The organism is Paenibacillus vini (genome assembly GCF_018403325.1).
GTDB classification, from domain to species: Bacteria; Bacillota; Bacilli; order Paenibacillales; family Paenibacillaceae; genus Fontibacillus; species Fontibacillus vini.
This window is the reverse complement of the sequence record NZ_BOSL01000006.1, coordinates 219911-236431: the sequence shown is the minus strand read 5'-3', so window position 1 is coordinate 236431 and position 16521 is coordinate 219911. Positions and strand designations below refer to the sequence as shown.

Sequence of the window (16521 nt, the reverse complement as noted above, 5' to 3'; positions counted from 1 at the left end):
ACTATATTTACATCAACAGCGGCTTCGAAGCATTTCCGAGAGCTCCTGCCGGTACTCCTCCGTAATCTCATCTCCGTCGATCAGCAAATCGCCGATCCACTCCATGGACAGTCCGTTGATCTCATCAAGAAGCAGCTCAGGCATCGAACCGGCTTGCTCGGCGATGTCATATCGCACCGCATCCCCATCGCCATTGACCAATGCGGACAGCATCTTCTTGTGGGACTCGGACAATCGGCCCCACAGCTCTCGCCACTCCTCCGGTAATTCCATCCCATCAGCACAATTATCATCGTCTGACAATTCTGGACGCTGATCACCTTTCGGTGCTTCACTCTTCATTGTTTCCAACGCTACGTTTGCAGGCGACTCTTCCTCAAAAGTCTGCCAGCCGCGTTCGAAATCCATCTCTGCCTGCTGGGGGCCGTCGGTATCTTTCCGATTCCGGTTCCGGCTGCGCAATGAACCTAGCTCCTGCTTGGCCTGCGTAACGAGGTGGCCAAGGGATATCTCCATGGCCGGCAAACCCGATGAAACCGGATGCTCCACCGACGAACCTTGATTCTCCGGAATCACCGGTAACTGTTCGGTCAACAGCATGTCCCGTACTTCATCCGATTCATGCTGCAGTTTGCGGAGCTTGGCGGTGTTGATCTTCACTTTAGGAGCGCGGGCTTTGGCTTCTTCCGCTTTGCGGAGCTCAAACTCCTTATGCAGAAAGCGGGAAACAAGCTCCTCCACCTCAGCTTCAAGGGTGATCCCGCGCAGCTTCCCTTTAAAGCCGGACAGCTCCCGCAGCTTGTTTTCCGTAAACCTGACCAGTTGTGTCAAATAAGCGCGGAGCGGGAGATGCTCACTAATCGCCAATATAGAAACCGTCGCTGTGCGCCCGTATTGCTCGTAGTCGTAGACGGCGCTGCGGAACAAGTAGCGGGTAACCTTCTTTTCACGGGGCATAAAATGATTAATCAGCTTGTTTCCCGTAGTCTTTGCCAGGTACCCATCTACCAGCACTATCACTTTCGGGATATATTCCCGCAGGTCCTTTCGACCCTGTTCATTGTAATAACGGCTTTTTTCAATTTCATAGTCGCACAGCTGCAAAACCAAATCCCAAGTCAATTCCACCGGCTCGGCGGAAAATCTCCGTTTCCATTCCAGCTCCCTAAGCTCGGGCGACAGACTTCTGGGAAGCTTTGCAAGCGGCTCGAAAGGCGGCAGATCCAACCCGAATACCAGCGCAAAATCATACTTCCATTCCCGTACATATTGATCCAGCTTCGGATACCTTTTCCGGTAGGCGTGCCATACCCTGTCCATCAACTGGACCCCCTGCACCGGCTCGCTCCAGCCGATTCCGTGAATCAGCTCATACAAGTACACAAACAGATAAGATAGGTCAGTATCATGATAACGTTCCGAACGGACCTCTCCCCTCCAGTACAAATACCATTTAAGCTGTCCCGGCTGCATTTGATCATAGGTCGGCCAGTAAGTTTGAAAAGGGACGAACTCTGCATGATCCTCAGTTTGTGATTCAAGTTCCCGCGCTTTCTGAACAAATTGCCCTTCGCGCGAAACATACCGAAAATCCTGCTGCCAATCCAGGCTCCGCTCCCAGCCATCCGGCGTAACGACCAGGCTGACGGTCTCCCGCTCCTGCGGTTCCGGCGCCCCGAGTTCCAATTCGGCAAACCTCAACTGCTGCTCGCGTCTATTCTGTTGTCCGCTCTGCTCTATATGAATGTCGTGTTTGTCCGTTTTATCGTTCATGACTCCAGACCTCCATCACGACTCCATTATATCATTGAACCGAAAATTTGTTCGCTTTTTTGAAGGCAAATTGTATTCCTTTTTCACGACTGGCATCCAGCCAGATTTCATATTATGCTGTAGAAGAGTTGTAATCGAAGATGGATTTAAAGGGGATTAAATATGAATAAATGGCTTAAGGCATTCCTGTTTCTTGCGGGGGCCGCTATCCTTACGAGGCTGATTCCATTTTCCGACTGGTTCCGTATACTGGACACGATGATCCATGAGCTCGGTCATGCCGTGATGACCTTGTTGATGTCAGGCCGCGTGCTGCGCATTGAGTTGAATCCCGATCACAGCGGTGTAACTTACTCCGTGCTGGCCACGTCGGGCTGGAGCCAGGTTGCCGTGTCACTCGCCGGATACATTTCAGCATCCTTGTTTGCGATCGCCTTGTTTTATGTCCGTTACAAGCATCAACAACGGGCAGGGATTATGATCATTAGTGTCATTGCACTGGCAATGATTCTCCTGTTCGTGCGGTCGGGATACGGGCTGTGGTGGCTGATCATTTTCATCGTGGTGAATTTTGTGTTTTTGCTTCTTGGAGGACGGATTCTAAATTTCTATTATTTATTGCTGGCATTCCTGTGTCTGGAGGAATCGGTAATGGGGCCGTTCACGCTGTTGCTGCGATCCCTCACGGATCCGAGTCAAGCCGGGGATGCATCCAATCTGGCGCACATCACGATCATGCCGGCTTTAGCCTGGTCTCTTCTTTTCTTTGTCATTTCGATTTTCTGCGCCATGTCCGCTTTACAACTGTATTGGAAAGACAGGGGGCAAAGCCGTCATGCCAAAAGCATAAATGATGCGGCGGTCAGATAACCTCTTAAGTCAGCAAATAAATAAGTAACGCGACAGTTAGAAACGGCAGGCCAAACAGAAACAATACGGAAGAAAACTTACTTCTAAACCTTTTATCCTCTGCCGTTTCGATGCTCTCGTTGGCCCTTGTCCGGTCACCGCTAATAAACGCCCCAGATAATAATCCCGCTAACAGCCAGGACACGACTCCGATTCCCCCGGTAATTTTAATGGCCATTTCCCAATGACTCAAGAGTCCGGCAGTTAAGGCTGTAACGATACCCAAAACCGTTCCGACAAGGAAAGCTCTTATCGCGAAATTCCTCATTTCAATTCAAATCCCTTCAAAAAATCCCTCATCAGCTCATTTGAGAGGCGAATTGCTTCGGACCTGCTACTGGCCGGTACAGTGATCATTTGACCATCTTCTGCGCTCCAAGATGATGCTCCCGTACCATCCGATTCTTTTTGATCCGAGACTAAAATCGTTACCTTACTGAAATCACTATTTATGAATAGAGAGCCATACTGATATATATGTGTATTGTTTACTGCTCCTGGTGACCCATCACTCGCTTTTTTGTATTCAAAATAAGGATAACTGATCACGCCCCATCCATCTTGTGAAATGGGCATATTAAGTTGTCTCTGTTCTACGGGAACAGGGATATTCTCGCCCTCTATGTTAATGGTCCCTTTAAATGACCTTTTCCCGGTAATACTTGTGTGCAGTTTCCCCTCAATATTTACATTTACAGCCTTCTCGGACTCTGTGTTGTCGTTTCCTAATCTATATTTAAGACCTTGAGCATTTATATGGACGTCCTTAGGAGATAAGTTAATTCCAACAAAAACCGCTATGGCTATCAGAATGAGTATGCTCAAAAAAAACGTCAGCTTTTTCATAGTCTCTCCTTGTTTAACGCCCCAACACAATAGTTCTAAATCCTAGACCGGAGCGGTTAGTGTTGACGAACTATAGCCGGATTTAACGATCCCGGTTTGTTGCTCCCCACTCGCATAAATTCTCCAATACAGGCAGTAAACTCTCTCCTTTGACCGTGAGACTGTACTCCACTTTAGGAGGTATTTGAGGATACTCTTTCCGTTTAACCAAACCATCCGCTTCCAATTCTTTTAGTTGCGCACTTAATGTTTTATACGTAATGGCACCTATTTGTCTTTTCAAATCATTAAATCGAACCGGGTGGTTTTCTGCCAAAAGATAAAGAATGACCATTTTCCATTTACCGCCAATCACTGAAACTGTATAGCCAAAAGGTGTATCTTGAATCGTTTTGACTTTACCTATAAATTCACCCATTCCCACATTAACACTATCCTTTCGGGTAGTACCTATCCAAAAAGTGCGTACTACTCTTTATATTATGCTCAGTTTATACTAGCCTTACTTTGATTGAAAGGGGAGTTATAAATGACTAAAACAATTGCTACCTACGGTCACGGCGTTGCATGGGAGGAAGAGTTCGGCCTTTCACAAGGATACAGCGTCAATGGGACCATCTACATTTCAGGACAATTTTCGCATGACATGCAAGGCACTTTTGTAGGGGAGGGCGATATCGAAACACAGACCCGGCAGACGCTGGAGAATCTTGATCGTGTGCTGGCGGGTTTTGGAGTCACAAGATCGAACATCGCGGAGATGGAAATCTTTCTGACAAATCCGCAAGAGCATTTTGAGAAGTGCGTAGAACTGTTCAAAGAATATGTAGGCGACCATCGGCCTGCCGGTACCCTCGTTGGCGTATCAGGGCTGGCGTTTCCTCATCAACTGATTGAAATCCGCGCCGTTGCACATACCGACTAATTTAGCTATCGCGACAAGACGCTCCGAGCGGTGGGGCTGGCTACGATAAAGCTCGACCGCTTTGGGCGCTTACTTATTCCAGTTTCAATTCTTCTTTTCTTTGCTTTATCCACCTTTTAATTTCCTTTGAATTATTCTTCTCTTCGGATGAACCATGTCCCGACTCCAGGCTCATGATATCCTCAAAAGAGACTCCGCTTTCATTCCCCCACTTTTTCCAAGGTTGTTTATCAAACGTATAGTGCTTGTAGTATTTCAGCGGATTTATTGATCCCGGGGCATAGTTATAGGTCCCCATGTTAAATGGATCCGTAACCATTTCTCCTGTTTCCGAATTATAAACAGCTTCAAATCTGCCGTCTTTGGAAATAAACTTAAGATTAAGTGCTCCTTTTACTCCCTCATGATTATATCTATGGTATTTCGCACTGAATAACTTCCATTTCCCTTCTGCCGCTAAAGTGATCATGTCATCCAGACTTACAGGTGCGCCACTATACGAGTTCAATGTGTTTCTAAAAAAATGTACTTCCTCTGTAATGCTTCCTGCCTTTCTAATGTTTCTGTCAAATGTCTCAAAATAACGAACGGAGTTCTCATGATTTGTTAAAGCGCCTGGATTGCTCTCCAGATCTTGCATCATTTTCACAATGACGGCTCGGGCTGCTATTTCACTAGATCCATCCACAATGTACCACTTCTTGTGATCATCTCTTACTTTCTCGAATAAATCATTGAGCCCTATAAAATATTCATCCGATAAAAATGAGGTGTTATCTTCAGTCCCGCTCTCTAACCATACTGGATTCGATGGGGTTTTGAAATTGAGCCAACCTATTAAAAGCATAATAATGACTAGGCTTATCCATATAGCTGCTTTTTTCTTTGACATCATAACCGTCCTATTAATGTTATAGATCTTCCTCCCAAGTACCGTGCCGGAATGTTCATTACTTAGTCAGAATCCCTTGCTCTACAGAACTCTTAATAATCGTTTGAGCATACTCCCACAGCTTCTCCGATCCATGATGAATCTCCTTATTTCGGTTGATAACTTGTTCGCTGGTAATTCCGTATTTTTGCCATGTATCGCCTTGATTCAACGAATTATGTACGAGCGGCTGTAGTCTATCCAGTGAGGAAGCGAATTTCGCTTCTTCCGTCTCTTTATTTTCAAACTCAAGCCACAATTGAGTAAATTCTTCCTCTTGCTCTGCGGGTAACATTCCAAACAATCTTTTGGCAGCTTTAGTTTCACGATCAAATTTATCAACTTGCCCATCCGTATCGTATGCAAATGTATCGCCTGCATCAATCTCCACTAAGTCGTGTATCAAAAGCATTTTTATCACCTTGAGCAAATCGATGTTTTCATTTGCGTGATGTTGCAAAATCATCGCCATCATTGCAAGATGCCATGAATGTTCTGCATCGTTTTCTAATCTGGAACCATGTATGATTTTCGTTCTTCTTTCAATGGTTTTTAATTTATCTATTTCAACGATGAAGTTAAATTGCTTTAGCATATTCTCCATCAAGCCCAGCTCCTTGTTTAACTATAGTCTTCGATCACAGCTATCTTTTGATCTCTTACAAGAAAGATGGTTTTCCCCTTAAGTTCTATGGAGTCCCCAGCCTTCAATCCGTTAGGCAGATCCGCCGCCAATTTACCTTCATAATTAATTTCTACCTCTGCCTTATCCCCATTAACTATCATCTGTGTTATCGTTTGTTCCCTTTGCGAAAAGATCGTCACCGATTGCTCGGCTAAATTACGAAATTGATCCATTCCTTTAGTTTCTGTATCCACTTCACCATGGGAAATGTTTCGAAACTCAATATCCTCGTGCAAGAGATCAACCATCCCATTAACATCAAAAGAATTATACGCCTGGATGTAGCGTTTAATGAGAGATTGGATTTCCGCCTCTTCCATGATTCATTCCCTCCCTGAAGAAATCTTATAATGATCGATCAATATTCCAGCTTGTAAACGACTTCCCCATCAATCACGCGGCCATCCGCTTCAAAGCCTAATTTTTCGTATAAATGTTTAGCCTGCACATTATTTGGTTCAAAGCTTATGTAGATAACCCGATGTTGTTCATCTTCTTTAATCCTTCCTATAAGCAGCTCCATGGCTGCCTTCCCATAGCCTTTTGACTGGTGCTTGGCGTCTATCATTAGCCGGTAAATCCAGTATTCATGATCGTCCTCGTCTAAGCAGTACATCGTAAATCCAACCAGAACCTCATCATCATAAATGGCTAAACAAATACATTCCGGAAAAGCTTTAGCCTGGGCGAGCGAAAATAAATTTGTCGCTACAAACTCCTTTTGCTCCTCGGCCACACTTAGCTTAATGACATCAAAAAAATTGTTCCGATCTATTTTCTTAAGTGCTATCATTAATGCGCCTCCTTATTTCTTATGTAGATTATGGATATGAAATCATTTCAATGAATGAATCAGATTCATAAAAAAAATATAAACCGGATATAACAACAGCATTCCAATGGCTAGTAAACCTGTTACTGGATTTGGATCGTCTCCGCCATAAGTAATAGGAAATAATCTAGCAAAGATATATACAAATAAAATAAAGTAAGGCACCCAAAAGACGATCGTCAGATAATTGAGTTTTCTTCTGCCCAACCATTTTGTGGTCAATAAGTATAATATAGCTGTGCCAAATACAATGTCAGCACATATGATGACCATATTTAATATGTTGGTTGAATTGAGCTCCCAACCGGTCAGCCTGCTAATTCTATACACATTCACCATAAGCTCGATCGGCACGAATAAAAATAAAGCGTAGAGTATGCTGACCATATTCATCCTTATGAATTGCTTAACGATAGGTCACCAACCCCCTTCACATTTCAGCTCCATTGTTCAATTAACTTTTCTATATCCAGTAAGTCTCTTACAATTCCATCATATTCAAAGTCATCGTTATAAAAGGTGTCTTCCTTCCAGATCCCCTTCATTCCCACACTTTTGCTGGCCGTAACATCGTTGATAGGATGATCACCAACATAAACACACTCTTCAGGTCTTACGCCCAGCAAATCACTTGCTCTATTAAAGATAGCTGGATCCGGTTTCCGAATACCCTCTATTTCCGAAATCAATATCACTTCAAAATATTCCTGTATCCCTAAAGCTTGAATATTGCTGGATTGAAAGTCACCAAATCCATTTGTAATCATCCCAAGTTTGTACCCGTTGCTTATGAGATTTTCCAATAATTCAGTGGTGTTGGAAAATGGTGTGGCATGCTTACAAAATCCATCTTTATAATCCGTTAATAATTCATTCCAATCCAACGGCAGGTCAAATTCCTTGATTAGTTCCTGGTAGACTCTATCCTTCCAAACATATCCGCGATGATCCAGTTCAATAAAACGATGGATATAGCTCTCCTTGTCTATATTCTTAGTGTTCTTAATGATCCTATCATACTGATCGACCACGAAGCAGTATAAGGAATTATTACGATCCAATAAAGTCCCGTCCAGATCAAAAATAACGGATCTAATCATAGATGCTTGCCGCCCTTCAAAATATTGTCCCTAGACGCCTCCTTTTCTAAATAAATAATCTTCAGCTTTGGGTTGATTTCTTCTGATTCAAACTCCTTATATCCTAATTTAGTATACAAGTGTAAATTCCTCAGACTCTTATCACCGGTGAACAATTGAAATTTCAAGCATCCTTTAAAGTAATTCTCCACTTCATTCATGAGAGTCGTTCCGATTCCTTTGTTCTGATAGTCAGGGTGAACGATCAATTTGCCGATTTTACAGGTTCCTTGATCCACAAATGCTCTCACCGAACCAACGATCATTCCATCCATTTCCGCTTTAAGTATAACTTGTTGATCGAACTCTTCTTCCAATTGCTTTAAGGTTTGTCTAAGCGGCTGTATGTTATAATTGTTATAAATTTCCGCTTCGCTTCTATATGCCATATACTGCAGTTCCAGAATCTCTTTCAGGTCTTGTCGATCAGCTTTTACAATTCGCATCATAAGAGTCCTTCCTTTCTTAGCGCTGATGCTTAAAACTTACAATGGCCTTCAGGTGCGTATACTTTATATTTTAAGCTTTCGCTGGAAATAGAGAAATCTATGGATTTTATTTTGAAATAACAATCTCTTTAGCTTCTGCTTGAGATGGGTAGGAATCATCGATTCCGCCCCTAATCTTGTAATGGATCTTTTGACCGGGTTTCAAATTTCTTGTATTCGTGCTTAACCATATTGCTTCACCGGTATAAACATCCATAATATCTTTCCAAGTTTTGTTTATATAGGGTTGGTCAATCACTAAAATACGATCTCCGGTTACTTCCAAAATATATCCTTCTCCATCATATCGTGACTGGTTCAAAGACCCTTCCTCGGAGTTGCAACCCGCGAGCAAGACAATCATCAGAATTAATAGTATGCTGCTAATAAAGCCTTTTTGTATAACTCTCATGCATAGCATCAGATACCTCGCTTTCTGATAATCCTAGTTTATTGGCATGCTTGGATATCATTTGGGGTATATTCGGCAACTCCTGTTTATCTGTCCAGGAATCCGGGCTCCATAGTTTCGATCTTTTAAAGGCTTTTGCACAATGGACGTAACATTCTTCAATAATGATGCCTATCCCAAGTAAAGGCGTCTTCCCCTTGGCTTGCATACGGTTTAATAATTGCTTATCTTTAATAATCTGTGCTCTGCCGTTTACCCGTAATGTCTCTTCAAGTCCAGGTATAACAAATATCAAACCAACTCTTGGATTGTTCAAAATATTTCTCATAGAGTCGATCCTTCGATTACCGGGCCTTTCGGGAATGACAATCCTCTTTTCGTCCAAAACATATACAAATCCCGGCTCATCTCCACGTGGGGAAACATCACAAAATCCCAGGTTATCTGACGAAGATATAAACAATAATGGAGACAAGGAAATAAACTCCTTACAATGTGCGTCCAGAGAATCGATAACTTTATTATTTACAAGTTCACTCGGGTAACCGATTAACTCCCGAATTTCTTCCTCCGATTGAACAATATCCTCAAATCCGAGCATCTAATTCGCTCCAATCCATTTCTTAACGATTTCCTTCAGGTTCTCTTTGTTGGTTACTACATCGTTCATGCTGGTGAACTTTACAATTGCCCTGTCCCCCGTTACCCATTCCAATAGTTTGGTGGTGTCTTCGAAAAACGGTTCTTTCGCTTCGTTACCTGTAACTTTAGATCCACAATGGAAAATAAGACGGAAACCATCCTTACCATGGAGATTAAAAGTCACCCGATCCTGATTGTTAATACAAAAACTTGGTGCATTCCATTTAATATGTTCTGTTATTTCGTCATTCGCACTTAATATGATGGTTCGAACTTCTTCGATTTCCGCCTTTAGGGGATGTTCAAGGTTTGCCAGAAAATTAGCGACTTGTTGTTCTCCTGATAGCTTTTTTGATTTATTACTGGATGGGTTCTTATTAATAGTCATAAGTTCAGCTCCCTTCTAGAGAGTACTAATCCAATGTCTTTATGAGATAGAGGACAATGTCATCATTTATGACGACGCTATCCCCATATTTAATATAATGTTGACCATCGTGTATCCCTTTCCCATCCGGGACATATCCTCGCTTTACATATAGCACTTGGGCATTACCATAGTCACCAAAGACGCCCACCCCGATACCGGCAAGGGATGATCTTTCCCTGATGACTTCTTCTGCTTTATCCATTAACTTTGATCCTATTCCTAACCGCTGAAACTTCAATAGAACATTAAAGTCGTTTACTTCAGGAATATTTCTTTCCTTGAATGCTGGATAATAGGATTCCCAAATAACATTCACATGGCCAGCGAATACACCATCGATTTCGGCTATTAGTGTCGTTCTATCTCCATTACTCTGTTCGGAAACATACCTTTCGAATTGAGCAGCCGGTTTTTCCCAACCCTGTTCCTTAAAAGCATTTGAAATGATCCATGGATCATGTTCTGCTAATTTCCGAATCTTTAAGTTCATGCAATCTCACTTCCTTAATGATCGATTTACGTAATCAGATCTTTATATTGCTCTTTGTTTGTATTTGATAGGGCTTTACTTAACAACGATTTGTCGTAACCATGAGTTATTAATGCTTGCAAAATGGCATCCACCCGATCTTGTCTTCCTCTTCTAATATTGGATTCAAGCTGGATTTCTAAGGGAACGACCGGAATCAGGCGGTTCTCTAACTCAACATACTTCGTTAAATTCCAAATATGCTGTCCGCCTTCCCATATCCCTTCCCCCGTCTCAGAATCGGGTATTCCCACGGAATTCGAAATTTGCACCACTTCCACATGAAAATCATGAATCTTCCATTTCCCTTTTGTCCATGTAAACCCGGAAGGGAAGGATTGAGTAAAGAATGGTTCTTCATCCGAGGAGAGCCATTCCGGATCAAAATATGAAAGTTCAGTTTTATTCTTTATATGGAATGGACTCAAAAGTTCAGCGATCTGAGCAACATCTTCGCTATTCCGCACATAAATATCTAAATCATTTGGAGTCATGACGGCGTGCTGAAGTACTGAACCGACCGAACCTACAATAATCCACTTAGTCGTTAGGCCGGATTCCGAATAAAGATCGCAAAAAGTGGTGAGAGCTTGCTTCCAAGTCATGATGTAGCTCCTTTTTTCTTTATTGTTATTCGACAATTATCAGATAACGTTTCTGTACCATTTTCTAAGCTGATTGATTTGGGCTTGATGATACCTGCTATGGTCGGCCATATGCCAAATTCCCCATCGGATGGTTGCTTGCTTTTCATTTTCATGTCCGAAATAGACGATTTTCTCAAGCTCACTATCTGATAATTGTATACAGACATCTTCCAACAATTTAATTACTTCTTCATAGTTTGTCATAAGAGTAACTACAGACTTGCCTTCAATCATCGGAAGCCGATTATTCTCATCGATCATGGGACCAAATTGCTCTTTTAATGTTTTAGGAAGCGACTCGCCCTTTATCCTATACACCCAATTGAGATCCACATACAGAAGATGTCTGATTAATTGAGCGGTGCTGTTATAGCTGCCGTCAGGACCTTTATAATCTACTTCTTCCAGGGTCATGCCTTCCGTAATAAGTTTTAATCTCTGGTTGTTTTCTCTCACAGCGGACCATAGCATTCCAACAATAGGCGCCATATTGGCTTCACCTTGTAAATCATAAAGCATTGCTGTCTTCCTCCTTTACACTTATCAAATAGGATATTTGATAGTTCTCTACATATATGAAATGAAGCCCATCTTCTTCCCCTTCATCAAGCCCGCACTCTCATAGAATGTATGTACTTCATCACTCTTGGAACTTGTCATAAGCATGATTTTATAGCAATCGTGTTCTCTAGCAATCTCCCTGGCTTTCTCTAATACCATTCGTCCAAACCCCATCCTTCTGTAAGCTTCATGCGTCACAACATTCTCAATTAATCCGTAAGGTCGAGCATTTCGGGTTAGGTTTTTTATGACCACTAAAACGCATGACGCCACGATAACTCCATGGTGTTCTACAACAATTATCTTCATATTCTTATCAGCTAAGATTTCATGCCAATGCCCGTACAATTTTTGGTCTCTGACTAATTCAGGGTCACTTGGTTGCAAAAATTTATATAACAGAAGGAGATCCTCCAGTTCTTCTTCATGAACAAGTCTACACGTAGTCATTTCGACGGTCATTTCGACGCACCCCGCTTCATATATGATCTGGCCAAACTCGATTTATTTCAGTTATATGATCTTGAATTTCTAATCTATATACATCTGGATTAGAGAGCCGCCTCCAGTCCTCGAATCCAAAATCCTTGTTGTACTGTTTAATAATTAGGGAAAGTAATGCTCCATGAGTTACGATTAGAAAAGTCTTTTCCGGTCTGTCCAACAGTTCTGCTATAACTTCCAATCCCCTTCCTAACGCCTCGTTTGAAGATTCACCGCCATCAAACTTCAACTCGAAATCATAAAAGGTTTCTTCGAGTTTCTCCATCCAATTTGCTAAGGGGGTTGCACTTAAAATCCGTTCTTGCAGCCGCTCGTCCCTATGAATTTCCACTTTAATTAATTCACTTAAAGGTTGAATCGTATTTATCGCCCTAACAAATGGACTTGATACTATATATTCGATTGGTTTATGTTTAAAAAACTCAGCTAACTGCCCTGCTTGATGAACCCCCTCATCGGTTAGTTGGGCTTGCGGATCTTGGCCACTTGCTTGGCAATGTCTAACGAGATATATTGACTTCAACATTCCCCACACCTATTTTCCATCTGAATTTTTTGTGTTGTATTAACTTTCTGGATAAAAGAAATGCCCCAACCTAGATAACTCTTATCTTAGGCTGAGGCAATAGTTGTGTGTGAGCTTCCTTCCACGATTATACATCGGTCAGCAAACGGGCGATAGTCCGCCGAACCATTAATTAGGGTTATCCAAAGAATAAATCAAGAATGTTCGATCCTGCCGAAGATTGTTTATTGTAGAACTCCGAGTATCCGCAATTTCCGCAATATACAACGATAAATTGATTGTGCTGGATATCGAACATTTTGGAGAGGCCCGTCCCGGTCATGGCGACTTCTTTCGTCTTAGCATCTCTGCTTCCGCATTTGATGCACCCTTTGTCATTCATCATCTTTCACTCCCTGTGTATGATAAATGGTAATACGTTAGTACCGTATGTTAAGTTGCATCAATGACACTCCCTTAGGTTCTGATCTCCTAGCTCTACGTTAATTCTTCTCCTTTTTTATCGGCACAATACTCCAATAAGTCCCGCATCTCCACAACCATTCCAACGGTCCAAATCGAAATCGCCGCATCCAAAGGTTGCTCGCAATAATTTGTACCGCTACGATTCCAAGACTCACCAGCGTAGATACAACATAGGTCGTCGTGTCTGTTTTCAGGAAAATAGACTGAATGGCAAGCAGAAGCACGGTTTGTCCGATATAATTGCTCAGCGCCATTCGGCCGTAGGCTTGAAGCGGCTGAAGCAGCCGTGCTCCCGCACGGGTCCCGTTCAGCAATAAGAGAGGTCCAAAAACGGAAATCTATCGTTGATAGCGGTAGACTGGTTCATTTCTATTTTCCTCTCACGAAAAGCGGGCTTTAAACCATCGTTTTATCGACCGCTTTGATATAGCGGGCTCTTACAACAAGGAAATACACGGTCTGAACGGCGAGAAAGGCCGCCGAGGCGGTTATCACAGGGACATAGACGGGACTCATCGAATTCATCATCTCCATGACCGGCCCGAGTACAACCAGCGACTGAAGCGTCGCCACCGCGATCGGAATAAAGAACAAAACGGCTATCTGAATGGTCGCCGAAACGTTCATTTCCCGGCTGCTTAGCCCGATTTTCGACAAGGAGCGATACATCACCGCATCGCCTGACAGCTCCGTGTGCAATTTGAAGTAGAGAAAGCTTGCCGAGGAGACCGAGAATATCAGCGCGATAAATACACCGATAAAACTAAAGAGGGAGAAGGTTTGTTTAAAGGAATAGTAATTTTCCGCCCGGGATTGAAGAAAACCTCCATGATCTCCGCTTCGGTTCCACTCGGCCAGCTCAAGACCCAGCTTCGTTTCCGGATCCTCCTTGCCGGGAAACTTCCCGGAATCGGGAGCCATATAGACGGTGGTATTTTGAATGTAATCTCCCCAGGCCTGATGTTCCCGCTTCAGCCGCTCAAACTCCTCATCCTGGATGACCAGCAGCTTCCCCGTATAGGATAGAGAAGCGACTTTTTCCGTACGGGAAACAAACCGGAACGCATACGTCGAGTCAGCAATTCGAACATCCATGTTATTCCCTTGAGGGGGGTATTTACGTTCCCTTTCCGGAGTTTGTACCAGTACCGATTCGGTTTGCCCGAGTTGTTCCACCGGGTCGATTGTCATGACCGATGCCAAGTGGTTAAACTGACTTTGCGAGATCAGCACGGTCTTCTCTTTCCCCGCCGCGTAGCTGTTGTCTGGGATCAAATCCACCTTCGCTACGCGATATTCCATGCCTTCCGCGCCGAGAGATTTCTCGATGTAGGCAAGGTCTTTCTCCGCCTTCTTTTGATCCCCATCGCTGTAAGTCGTGTATCTGAAATTGAACGGGTTGCTCATATAGGAATCCCTGATCGCCTGCTGGGAAGCCAAAACAAATCCGGTGCTCATGCATGCCAAAGCAACGACGACAGTCACGAGAAAAAGCATTCGTGCGTTATCCTTCAACTTATAGCTCATCTCGGAGATCCACAGCAGATTCGTGCCTTTCCAGGCGGCACTACGTCTGCGCTGCAGCTTTTTTACAATCCAGACGGATAGCTGGGAGTAGAAAAAATACGTTCCGGCGATCCCGGTGACGGCAGCGATCAAAAGACCGAGCTCATCGAGTTTCTTCCCATGGAGCGCCCAATACCCGGTCGCTAGCAGAGCGATGCCGAGCAGGAAAGTAAAAACGTTCGCTTTCGGTTCTTTTTTCGGCTTGCTGCTTCCCGTAAGCAGGTCCAGCACTTGGCGTTTCCGGATAAACATTAATGTAAACAAGGAAATAAACAGAAACAGCAGAATAAATGCTCCGGCAGTCAGCAGGATCGCTTTGGCGGGCCAGTAAAAGGGCAAGTCGTCCAAATCGATCACTTTGGTGCTAACGAGCAGAAACACTTTGGACAATATCAAGCCAGCCGCGATTCCCGTCACGATGGCCACGGCTCCGATCAGTATATTCTCAAGGAAGATTAACAGGTTGATTTGGCGGGATTCCGCGCCCAGAATTGTCAGAATGCCGAATTCGCGGTTACGCGATTTCAGAAACACGCTGATGGAATACATCACGAAAAAGAAGGCAAACACATAGACGATGGCAGTCGCGATACTCATGCCAACCCGGGTCATGTTGCCCATTTCGGAGTTGGCGATTTTCGGGTGATACACGAATACGGCATAAGTGAAAAATATCATGACCATAAACGAGCTGCTCAGCAAATAGGCGACATAAGCTCGCGCATTGCGGCGGACGTTGTTAAACGCGAATTGAGGAAAGTTCACTCGTATTCCCTCCCCAGAACGACAGCATATCGATGATTTTTTGGAAAAAAGCCTGACGGTTCTCGCCGCGGTGAATTTCCGCCGCCAGTTTTCCGTCTTTGATAAAAACGATGCGGTTGCAATAGCTGGCGGCCACCGGGTCATGCGTGACCAGCATCAGCGTCGTCCCGTCCTTCTCGTTGATCTCAGCCATCGACTCCATGACCGCCCGCGAGGATTGGGAATCCAGCGCACCGGTCGGCTCGTCCGCCAGCAGCAGCAGGGGCGATCCGATAATGGCCCGGGCAATCGCTGTCCTCTGCCGCTGGCCTCCCGAAATTTCATAGATGCGTTTGTTCAAAATGCCTTCGATTCCAAGCTTAGAGGCTGTTTGCTTAAGCAGGCCATCCATTTCTTTTAACGGACGTCTGTCCAGCGTGAGCGGTAGTACGATATTCTCGGCGACGGTAAGCGTATCAAGCAGATTAAAATCCTGAAAGACGAAGCCGAGCTGTTGGCGGCGAAAAAGGGCCAGTTCCCTTTTTCTCATGTTGTATGGATTCTGTCCCCCAATTCTGACTTCGCCCGAGCTGGGACGGTCGATGGTGGATACCATGTTCAGCAGGGTGGTCTTCCCGCTGCCCGACGGTCCCATGATGCCGACAAATTCCCCTTCGCGGATCGTCAAATGAATATCAGTCAGGGCTTGTGTGGCCACCTTGCCCGAGTAGACTTTGTTTAATGCCTTCACTTCGAGAATATCCAAAGCTGAAGCAGCTCCTTTCTGTTCTGTGTTCAAATTATACACTAACTTTACGACAGTTCATCTTTGGGCTGCCATCGGTTTAGGTGAACCGAAGCTTACATTTGCGATAAGGTTATGTTCGCTTTTTTGTTCGCTTTGCGTGTTAAGGCTAAAAAAATCAGAGCCAAAAAAGACACACCCCCTCAGGATGTGCCTTCATTG

The 16521-nt window shown here is 43.9% G+C and carries 24 protein-coding genes; 2 read left to right on the top strand and 22 right to left on the bottom strand.

All coding sequences use genetic code 11. The features are described 5' to 3' along the window. Nucleotides 1-12: 12 nt before the first annotated feature. Entirely contained in the window at nt 13-1773 is a 1761-nt protein-coding gene (locus KJS57_RS11810; protein ID WP_213654937.1) for a TerB N-terminal domain-containing protein, read from the bottom strand. Between the two features lie 162 nt (nt 1774-1935). Between KJS57_RS11810 and KJS57_RS11805 the strand changes: the two genes are divergently transcribed. Continuing rightward, on the top strand, nt 1936-2643 hold the full coding sequence (locus KJS57_RS11805; RefSeq protein ID WP_213654936.1) for a M50 family metallopeptidase: 708 nt from the start codon (nt 1936-1938) through the stop codon (nt 2641-2643). A 4-nt stretch (nt 2644-2647) separates the two neighbouring features. Here the strand turns inward: KJS57_RS11805 and KJS57_RS11800 are convergent, their stop codons facing one another. The 3 genes from KJS57_RS11800 to KJS57_RS11790 all read right to left on the bottom strand — a co-directional run bounded on the left by KJS57_RS11800 (nt 2648) and on the right by KJS57_RS11790 (nt 3946). Then, the gene (locus tag KJS57_RS11800) at nt 2648-2950 is read right to left on the bottom strand and encodes a DUF5316 domain-containing protein (protein ID WP_213654935.1); all 303 of its coding nucleotides are present in this window, start codon (nt 2948-2950) and stop codon (nt 2648-2650) included. After that, nucleotides 2947-3528 carry a hypothetical protein gene (locus tag KJS57_RS11795; protein WP_213654934.1) on the bottom strand — a complete coding sequence of 194 codons (582 nt, stop codon included), beginning with the start codon at nt 3526-3528 and terminating at the stop codon, nt 2947-2949. Before KJS57_RS11795 ends, KJS57_RS11800 begins: the two co-directional genes overlap by 4 nt. Before the next feature lie 82 nt (nt 3529-3610). Further along, nucleotides 3611-3946: a winged helix-turn-helix transcriptional regulator gene (locus KJS57_RS11790; RefSeq protein ID WP_247681692.1), complete on the bottom strand. Its 336-nt coding sequence runs from the start codon at nt 3944-3946 to the stop codon at nt 3611-3613. A 111-nt stretch (nt 3947-4057) separates the two neighbouring features. Between KJS57_RS11790 and KJS57_RS11785 the strand changes: the two genes are divergently transcribed. Further along, nucleotides 4058-4453 (top strand): RidA family protein, encoded by a 396-nt coding sequence (locus KJS57_RS11785; RefSeq protein ID WP_213654933.1) that lies wholly within the window; start codon nt 4058-4060, stop codon nt 4451-4453. A 73-nt stretch (nt 4454-4526) separates the two neighbouring features. Here KJS57_RS11785 and KJS57_RS11780 read toward each other — a convergent pair whose 3' ends face one another. The 18 genes from KJS57_RS11780 to KJS57_RS11695 form a co-directional block, all read right to left on the bottom strand. Further along, the gene (locus KJS57_RS11780; RefSeq protein WP_244861498.1) at nt 4527-5345 is read right to left on the bottom strand and encodes a hypothetical protein; all 819 of its coding nucleotides are present in this window, start codon (nt 5343-5345) and stop codon (nt 4527-4529) included. Nucleotides 5346-5403: 58 nt separating this feature from the next. Continuing rightward, the gene (locus tag KJS57_RS11775; protein WP_213654932.1) at nt 5404-5988 is read right to left on the bottom strand and encodes an HD domain-containing protein; all 585 of its coding nucleotides are present in this window, start codon (nt 5986-5988) and stop codon (nt 5404-5406) included. 17 nt (nt 5989-6005) lie between these two features. Then, complete coding sequence (locus KJS57_RS11770) at nt 6006-6389, bottom strand: nuclear transport factor 2 family protein (protein ID WP_213654931.1); 384 nt, start codon at nt 6387-6389, stop codon at nt 6006-6008. 38 nt (nt 6390-6427) lie between these two features. Further along, the gene (locus tag KJS57_RS11765; protein ID WP_213654930.1) at nt 6428-6862 is read right to left on the bottom strand and encodes a GNAT family N-acetyltransferase; all 435 of its coding nucleotides are present in this window, start codon (nt 6860-6862) and stop codon (nt 6428-6430) included. A 476-nt stretch (nt 6863-7338) separates the two neighbouring features. Then, nucleotides 7339-8001, bottom strand: coding sequence for an HAD family hydrolase (locus KJS57_RS11760; protein ID WP_213654929.1), 663 nt, complete (start codon nt 7999-8001; stop codon nt 7339-7341). Next, nucleotides 7998-8489 (bottom strand): GNAT family N-acetyltransferase, encoded by a 492-nt coding sequence (locus KJS57_RS11755; RefSeq protein WP_213654928.1) that lies wholly within the window; start codon nt 8487-8489, stop codon nt 7998-8000. Before KJS57_RS11755 ends, KJS57_RS11760 begins: the two co-directional genes overlap by 4 nt. A 106-nt stretch (nt 8490-8595) precedes the next feature. After that, the gene (locus KJS57_RS11750) at nt 8596-8814 is read right to left on the bottom strand and encodes a DUF3221 domain-containing protein (protein WP_213654927.1); all 219 of its coding nucleotides are present in this window, start codon (nt 8812-8814) and stop codon (nt 8596-8598) included. Between the two features lie 97 nt (nt 8815-8911). Further along, nucleotides 8912-9541, bottom strand: coding sequence for a pyridoxamine 5'-phosphate oxidase family protein (locus tag KJS57_RS11745; RefSeq protein ID WP_211021225.1), 630 nt, complete (start codon nt 9539-9541; stop codon nt 8912-8914). Continuing rightward, a complete protein-coding gene (locus KJS57_RS11740) occupies nt 9542-9970 on the bottom strand; it encodes a DUF1801 domain-containing protein (RefSeq protein WP_211021224.1) in 429 nt (142 codons plus the stop codon). Between the two features lie 25 nt (nt 9971-9995). After that, nucleotides 9996-10502 (bottom strand): GNAT family N-acetyltransferase, encoded by a 507-nt coding sequence (locus KJS57_RS11735; RefSeq protein WP_213654926.1) that lies wholly within the window; start codon nt 10500-10502, stop codon nt 9996-9998. A 26-nt stretch (nt 10503-10528) separates the two neighbouring features. Beyond that, a complete protein-coding gene (locus KJS57_RS11730) occupies nt 10529-11146 on the bottom strand; it encodes a nucleotidyltransferase family protein (protein ID WP_213654925.1) in 618 nt (205 codons plus the stop codon). Nucleotides 11147-11185: 39 nt separating this feature from the next. Beyond that, nucleotides 11186-11707: a DinB family protein gene (locus KJS57_RS11725; RefSeq protein ID WP_213654924.1), complete on the bottom strand. Its 522-nt coding sequence runs from the start codon at nt 11705-11707 to the stop codon at nt 11186-11188. A 48-nt stretch (nt 11708-11755) separates the two neighbouring features. Then, the gene (locus tag KJS57_RS11720) at nt 11756-12211 is read right to left on the bottom strand and encodes a GNAT family N-acetyltransferase (RefSeq protein WP_244861497.1); all 456 of its coding nucleotides are present in this window, start codon (nt 12209-12211) and stop codon (nt 11756-11758) included. A 16-nt stretch (nt 12212-12227) separates the two neighbouring features. Further along, the gene (locus KJS57_RS11715; RefSeq protein ID WP_306434218.1) at nt 12228-12779 is read right to left on the bottom strand and encodes a histidine phosphatase family protein; all 552 of its coding nucleotides are present in this window, start codon (nt 12777-12779) and stop codon (nt 12228-12230) included. Between the two features lie 178 nt (nt 12780-12957). After that, complete coding sequence (locus KJS57_RS11710) at nt 12958-13161, bottom strand: zinc ribbon domain-containing protein (protein ID WP_213654923.1); 204 nt, start codon at nt 13159-13161, stop codon at nt 12958-12960. Between the two features lie 100 nt (nt 13162-13261). Continuing rightward, nucleotides 13262-13558 (bottom strand): DUF418 domain-containing protein, encoded by a 297-nt coding sequence (locus KJS57_RS11705; protein ID WP_211021219.1) that lies wholly within the window; start codon nt 13556-13558, stop codon nt 13262-13264. An 82-nt stretch (nt 13559-13640) separates the two neighbouring features. After that, nucleotides 13641-15575: an ABC transporter permease gene (locus KJS57_RS11700; protein WP_213654922.1), complete on the bottom strand. Its 1935-nt coding sequence runs from the start codon at nt 15573-15575 to the stop codon at nt 13641-13643. Next, nucleotides 15550-16320 (bottom strand): ABC transporter ATP-binding protein, encoded by a 771-nt coding sequence (locus tag KJS57_RS11695; protein ID WP_211021217.1) that lies wholly within the window; start codon nt 16318-16320, stop codon nt 15550-15552. The genes KJS57_RS11700 and KJS57_RS11695 overlap by 26 nt, the downstream gene beginning before the upstream one ends. Nucleotides 16321-16521 lie beyond the last annotated feature (201 nt).

Bases quoted from the DNA above. Each gene is read 5' to 3' on its own strand.
- KJS57_RS11810 (WP_213654937.1), bottom strand. From the start codon at position 1,773: ATGAACGATAAAACGGACAAACACGACATTCATATAGAGCAGAGCGGA.
- KJS57_RS11805 (WP_213654936.1), top strand. From the start codon at position 1,936: ATGAATAAATGGCTTAAGGCATTCCTGTTTCTTGCGGGGGCCGCTATC.
- KJS57_RS11800 (WP_213654935.1), bottom strand. From the start codon at position 2,950: ATGAGGAATTTCGCGATAAGAGCTTTCCTTGTCGGAACGGTTTTGGGT.
- KJS57_RS11795 (WP_213654934.1), bottom strand. From the start codon at position 3,528: ATGAAAAAGCTGACGTTTTTTTTGAGCATACTCATTCTGATAGCCATA.
- KJS57_RS11790 (WP_247681692.1), bottom strand. From the start codon at position 3,946: ATGGGTGAATTTATAGGTAAAGTCAAAACGATTCAAGATACACCTTTT.
- KJS57_RS11785 (WP_213654933.1), top strand. From the start codon at position 4,058: ATGACTAAAACAATTGCTACCTACGGTCACGGCGTTGCATGGGAGGAA.
- KJS57_RS11780 (WP_244861498.1), bottom strand. From the start codon at position 5,345: ATGTCAAAGAAAAAAGCAGCTATATGGATAAGCCTAGTCATTATTATG.
- KJS57_RS11775 (WP_213654932.1), bottom strand. From the start codon at position 5,988: ATGGAGAATATGCTAAAGCAATTTAACTTCATCGTTGAAATAGATAAA.
- KJS57_RS11770 (WP_213654931.1), bottom strand. From the start codon at position 6,389: ATGGAAGAGGCGGAAATCCAATCTCTCATTAAACGCTACATCCAGGCG.
- KJS57_RS11765 (WP_213654930.1), bottom strand. From the start codon at position 6,862: ATGATAGCACTTAAGAAAATAGATCGGAACAATTTTTTTGATGTCATT.
- KJS57_RS11760 (WP_213654929.1), bottom strand. From the start codon at position 8,001: ATGATTAGATCCGTTATTTTTGATCTGGACGGGACTTTATTGGATCGT.
- KJS57_RS11755 (WP_213654928.1), bottom strand. From the start codon at position 8,489: ATGATGCGAATTGTAAAAGCTGATCGACAAGACCTGAAAGAGATTCTG.
- KJS57_RS11745 (WP_211021225.1), bottom strand. From the start codon at position 9,541: ATGCTCGGATTTGAGGATATTGTTCAATCGGAGGAAGAAATTCGGGAG.
- KJS57_RS11740 (WP_211021224.1), bottom strand. From the start codon at position 9,970: ATGACTATTAATAAGAACCCATCCAGTAATAAATCAAAAAAGCTATCA.
- KJS57_RS11735 (WP_213654926.1), bottom strand. From the start codon at position 10,502: ATGAACTTAAAGATTCGGAAATTAGCAGAACATGATCCATGGATCATT.
- KJS57_RS11730 (WP_213654925.1), bottom strand. From the start codon at position 11,146: ATGACTTGGAAGCAAGCTCTCACCACTTTTTGCGATCTTTATTCGGAA.
- KJS57_RS11725 (WP_213654924.1), bottom strand. From the start codon at position 11,707: ATGCTTTATGATTTACAAGGTGAAGCCAATATGGCGCCTATTGTTGGA.
- KJS57_RS11720 (WP_244861497.1), bottom strand. From the start codon at position 12,211: ATGACCGTCGAAATGACTACGTGTAGACTTGTTCATGAAGAAGAACTG.
- KJS57_RS11715 (WP_306434218.1), bottom strand. From the start codon at position 12,779: ATGTTGAAGTCAATATATCTCGTTAGACATTGCCAAGCAAGTGGCCAA.
- KJS57_RS11710 (WP_213654923.1), bottom strand. From the start codon at position 13,161: ATGAATGACAAAGGGTGCATCAAATGCGGAAGCAGAGATGCTAAGACG.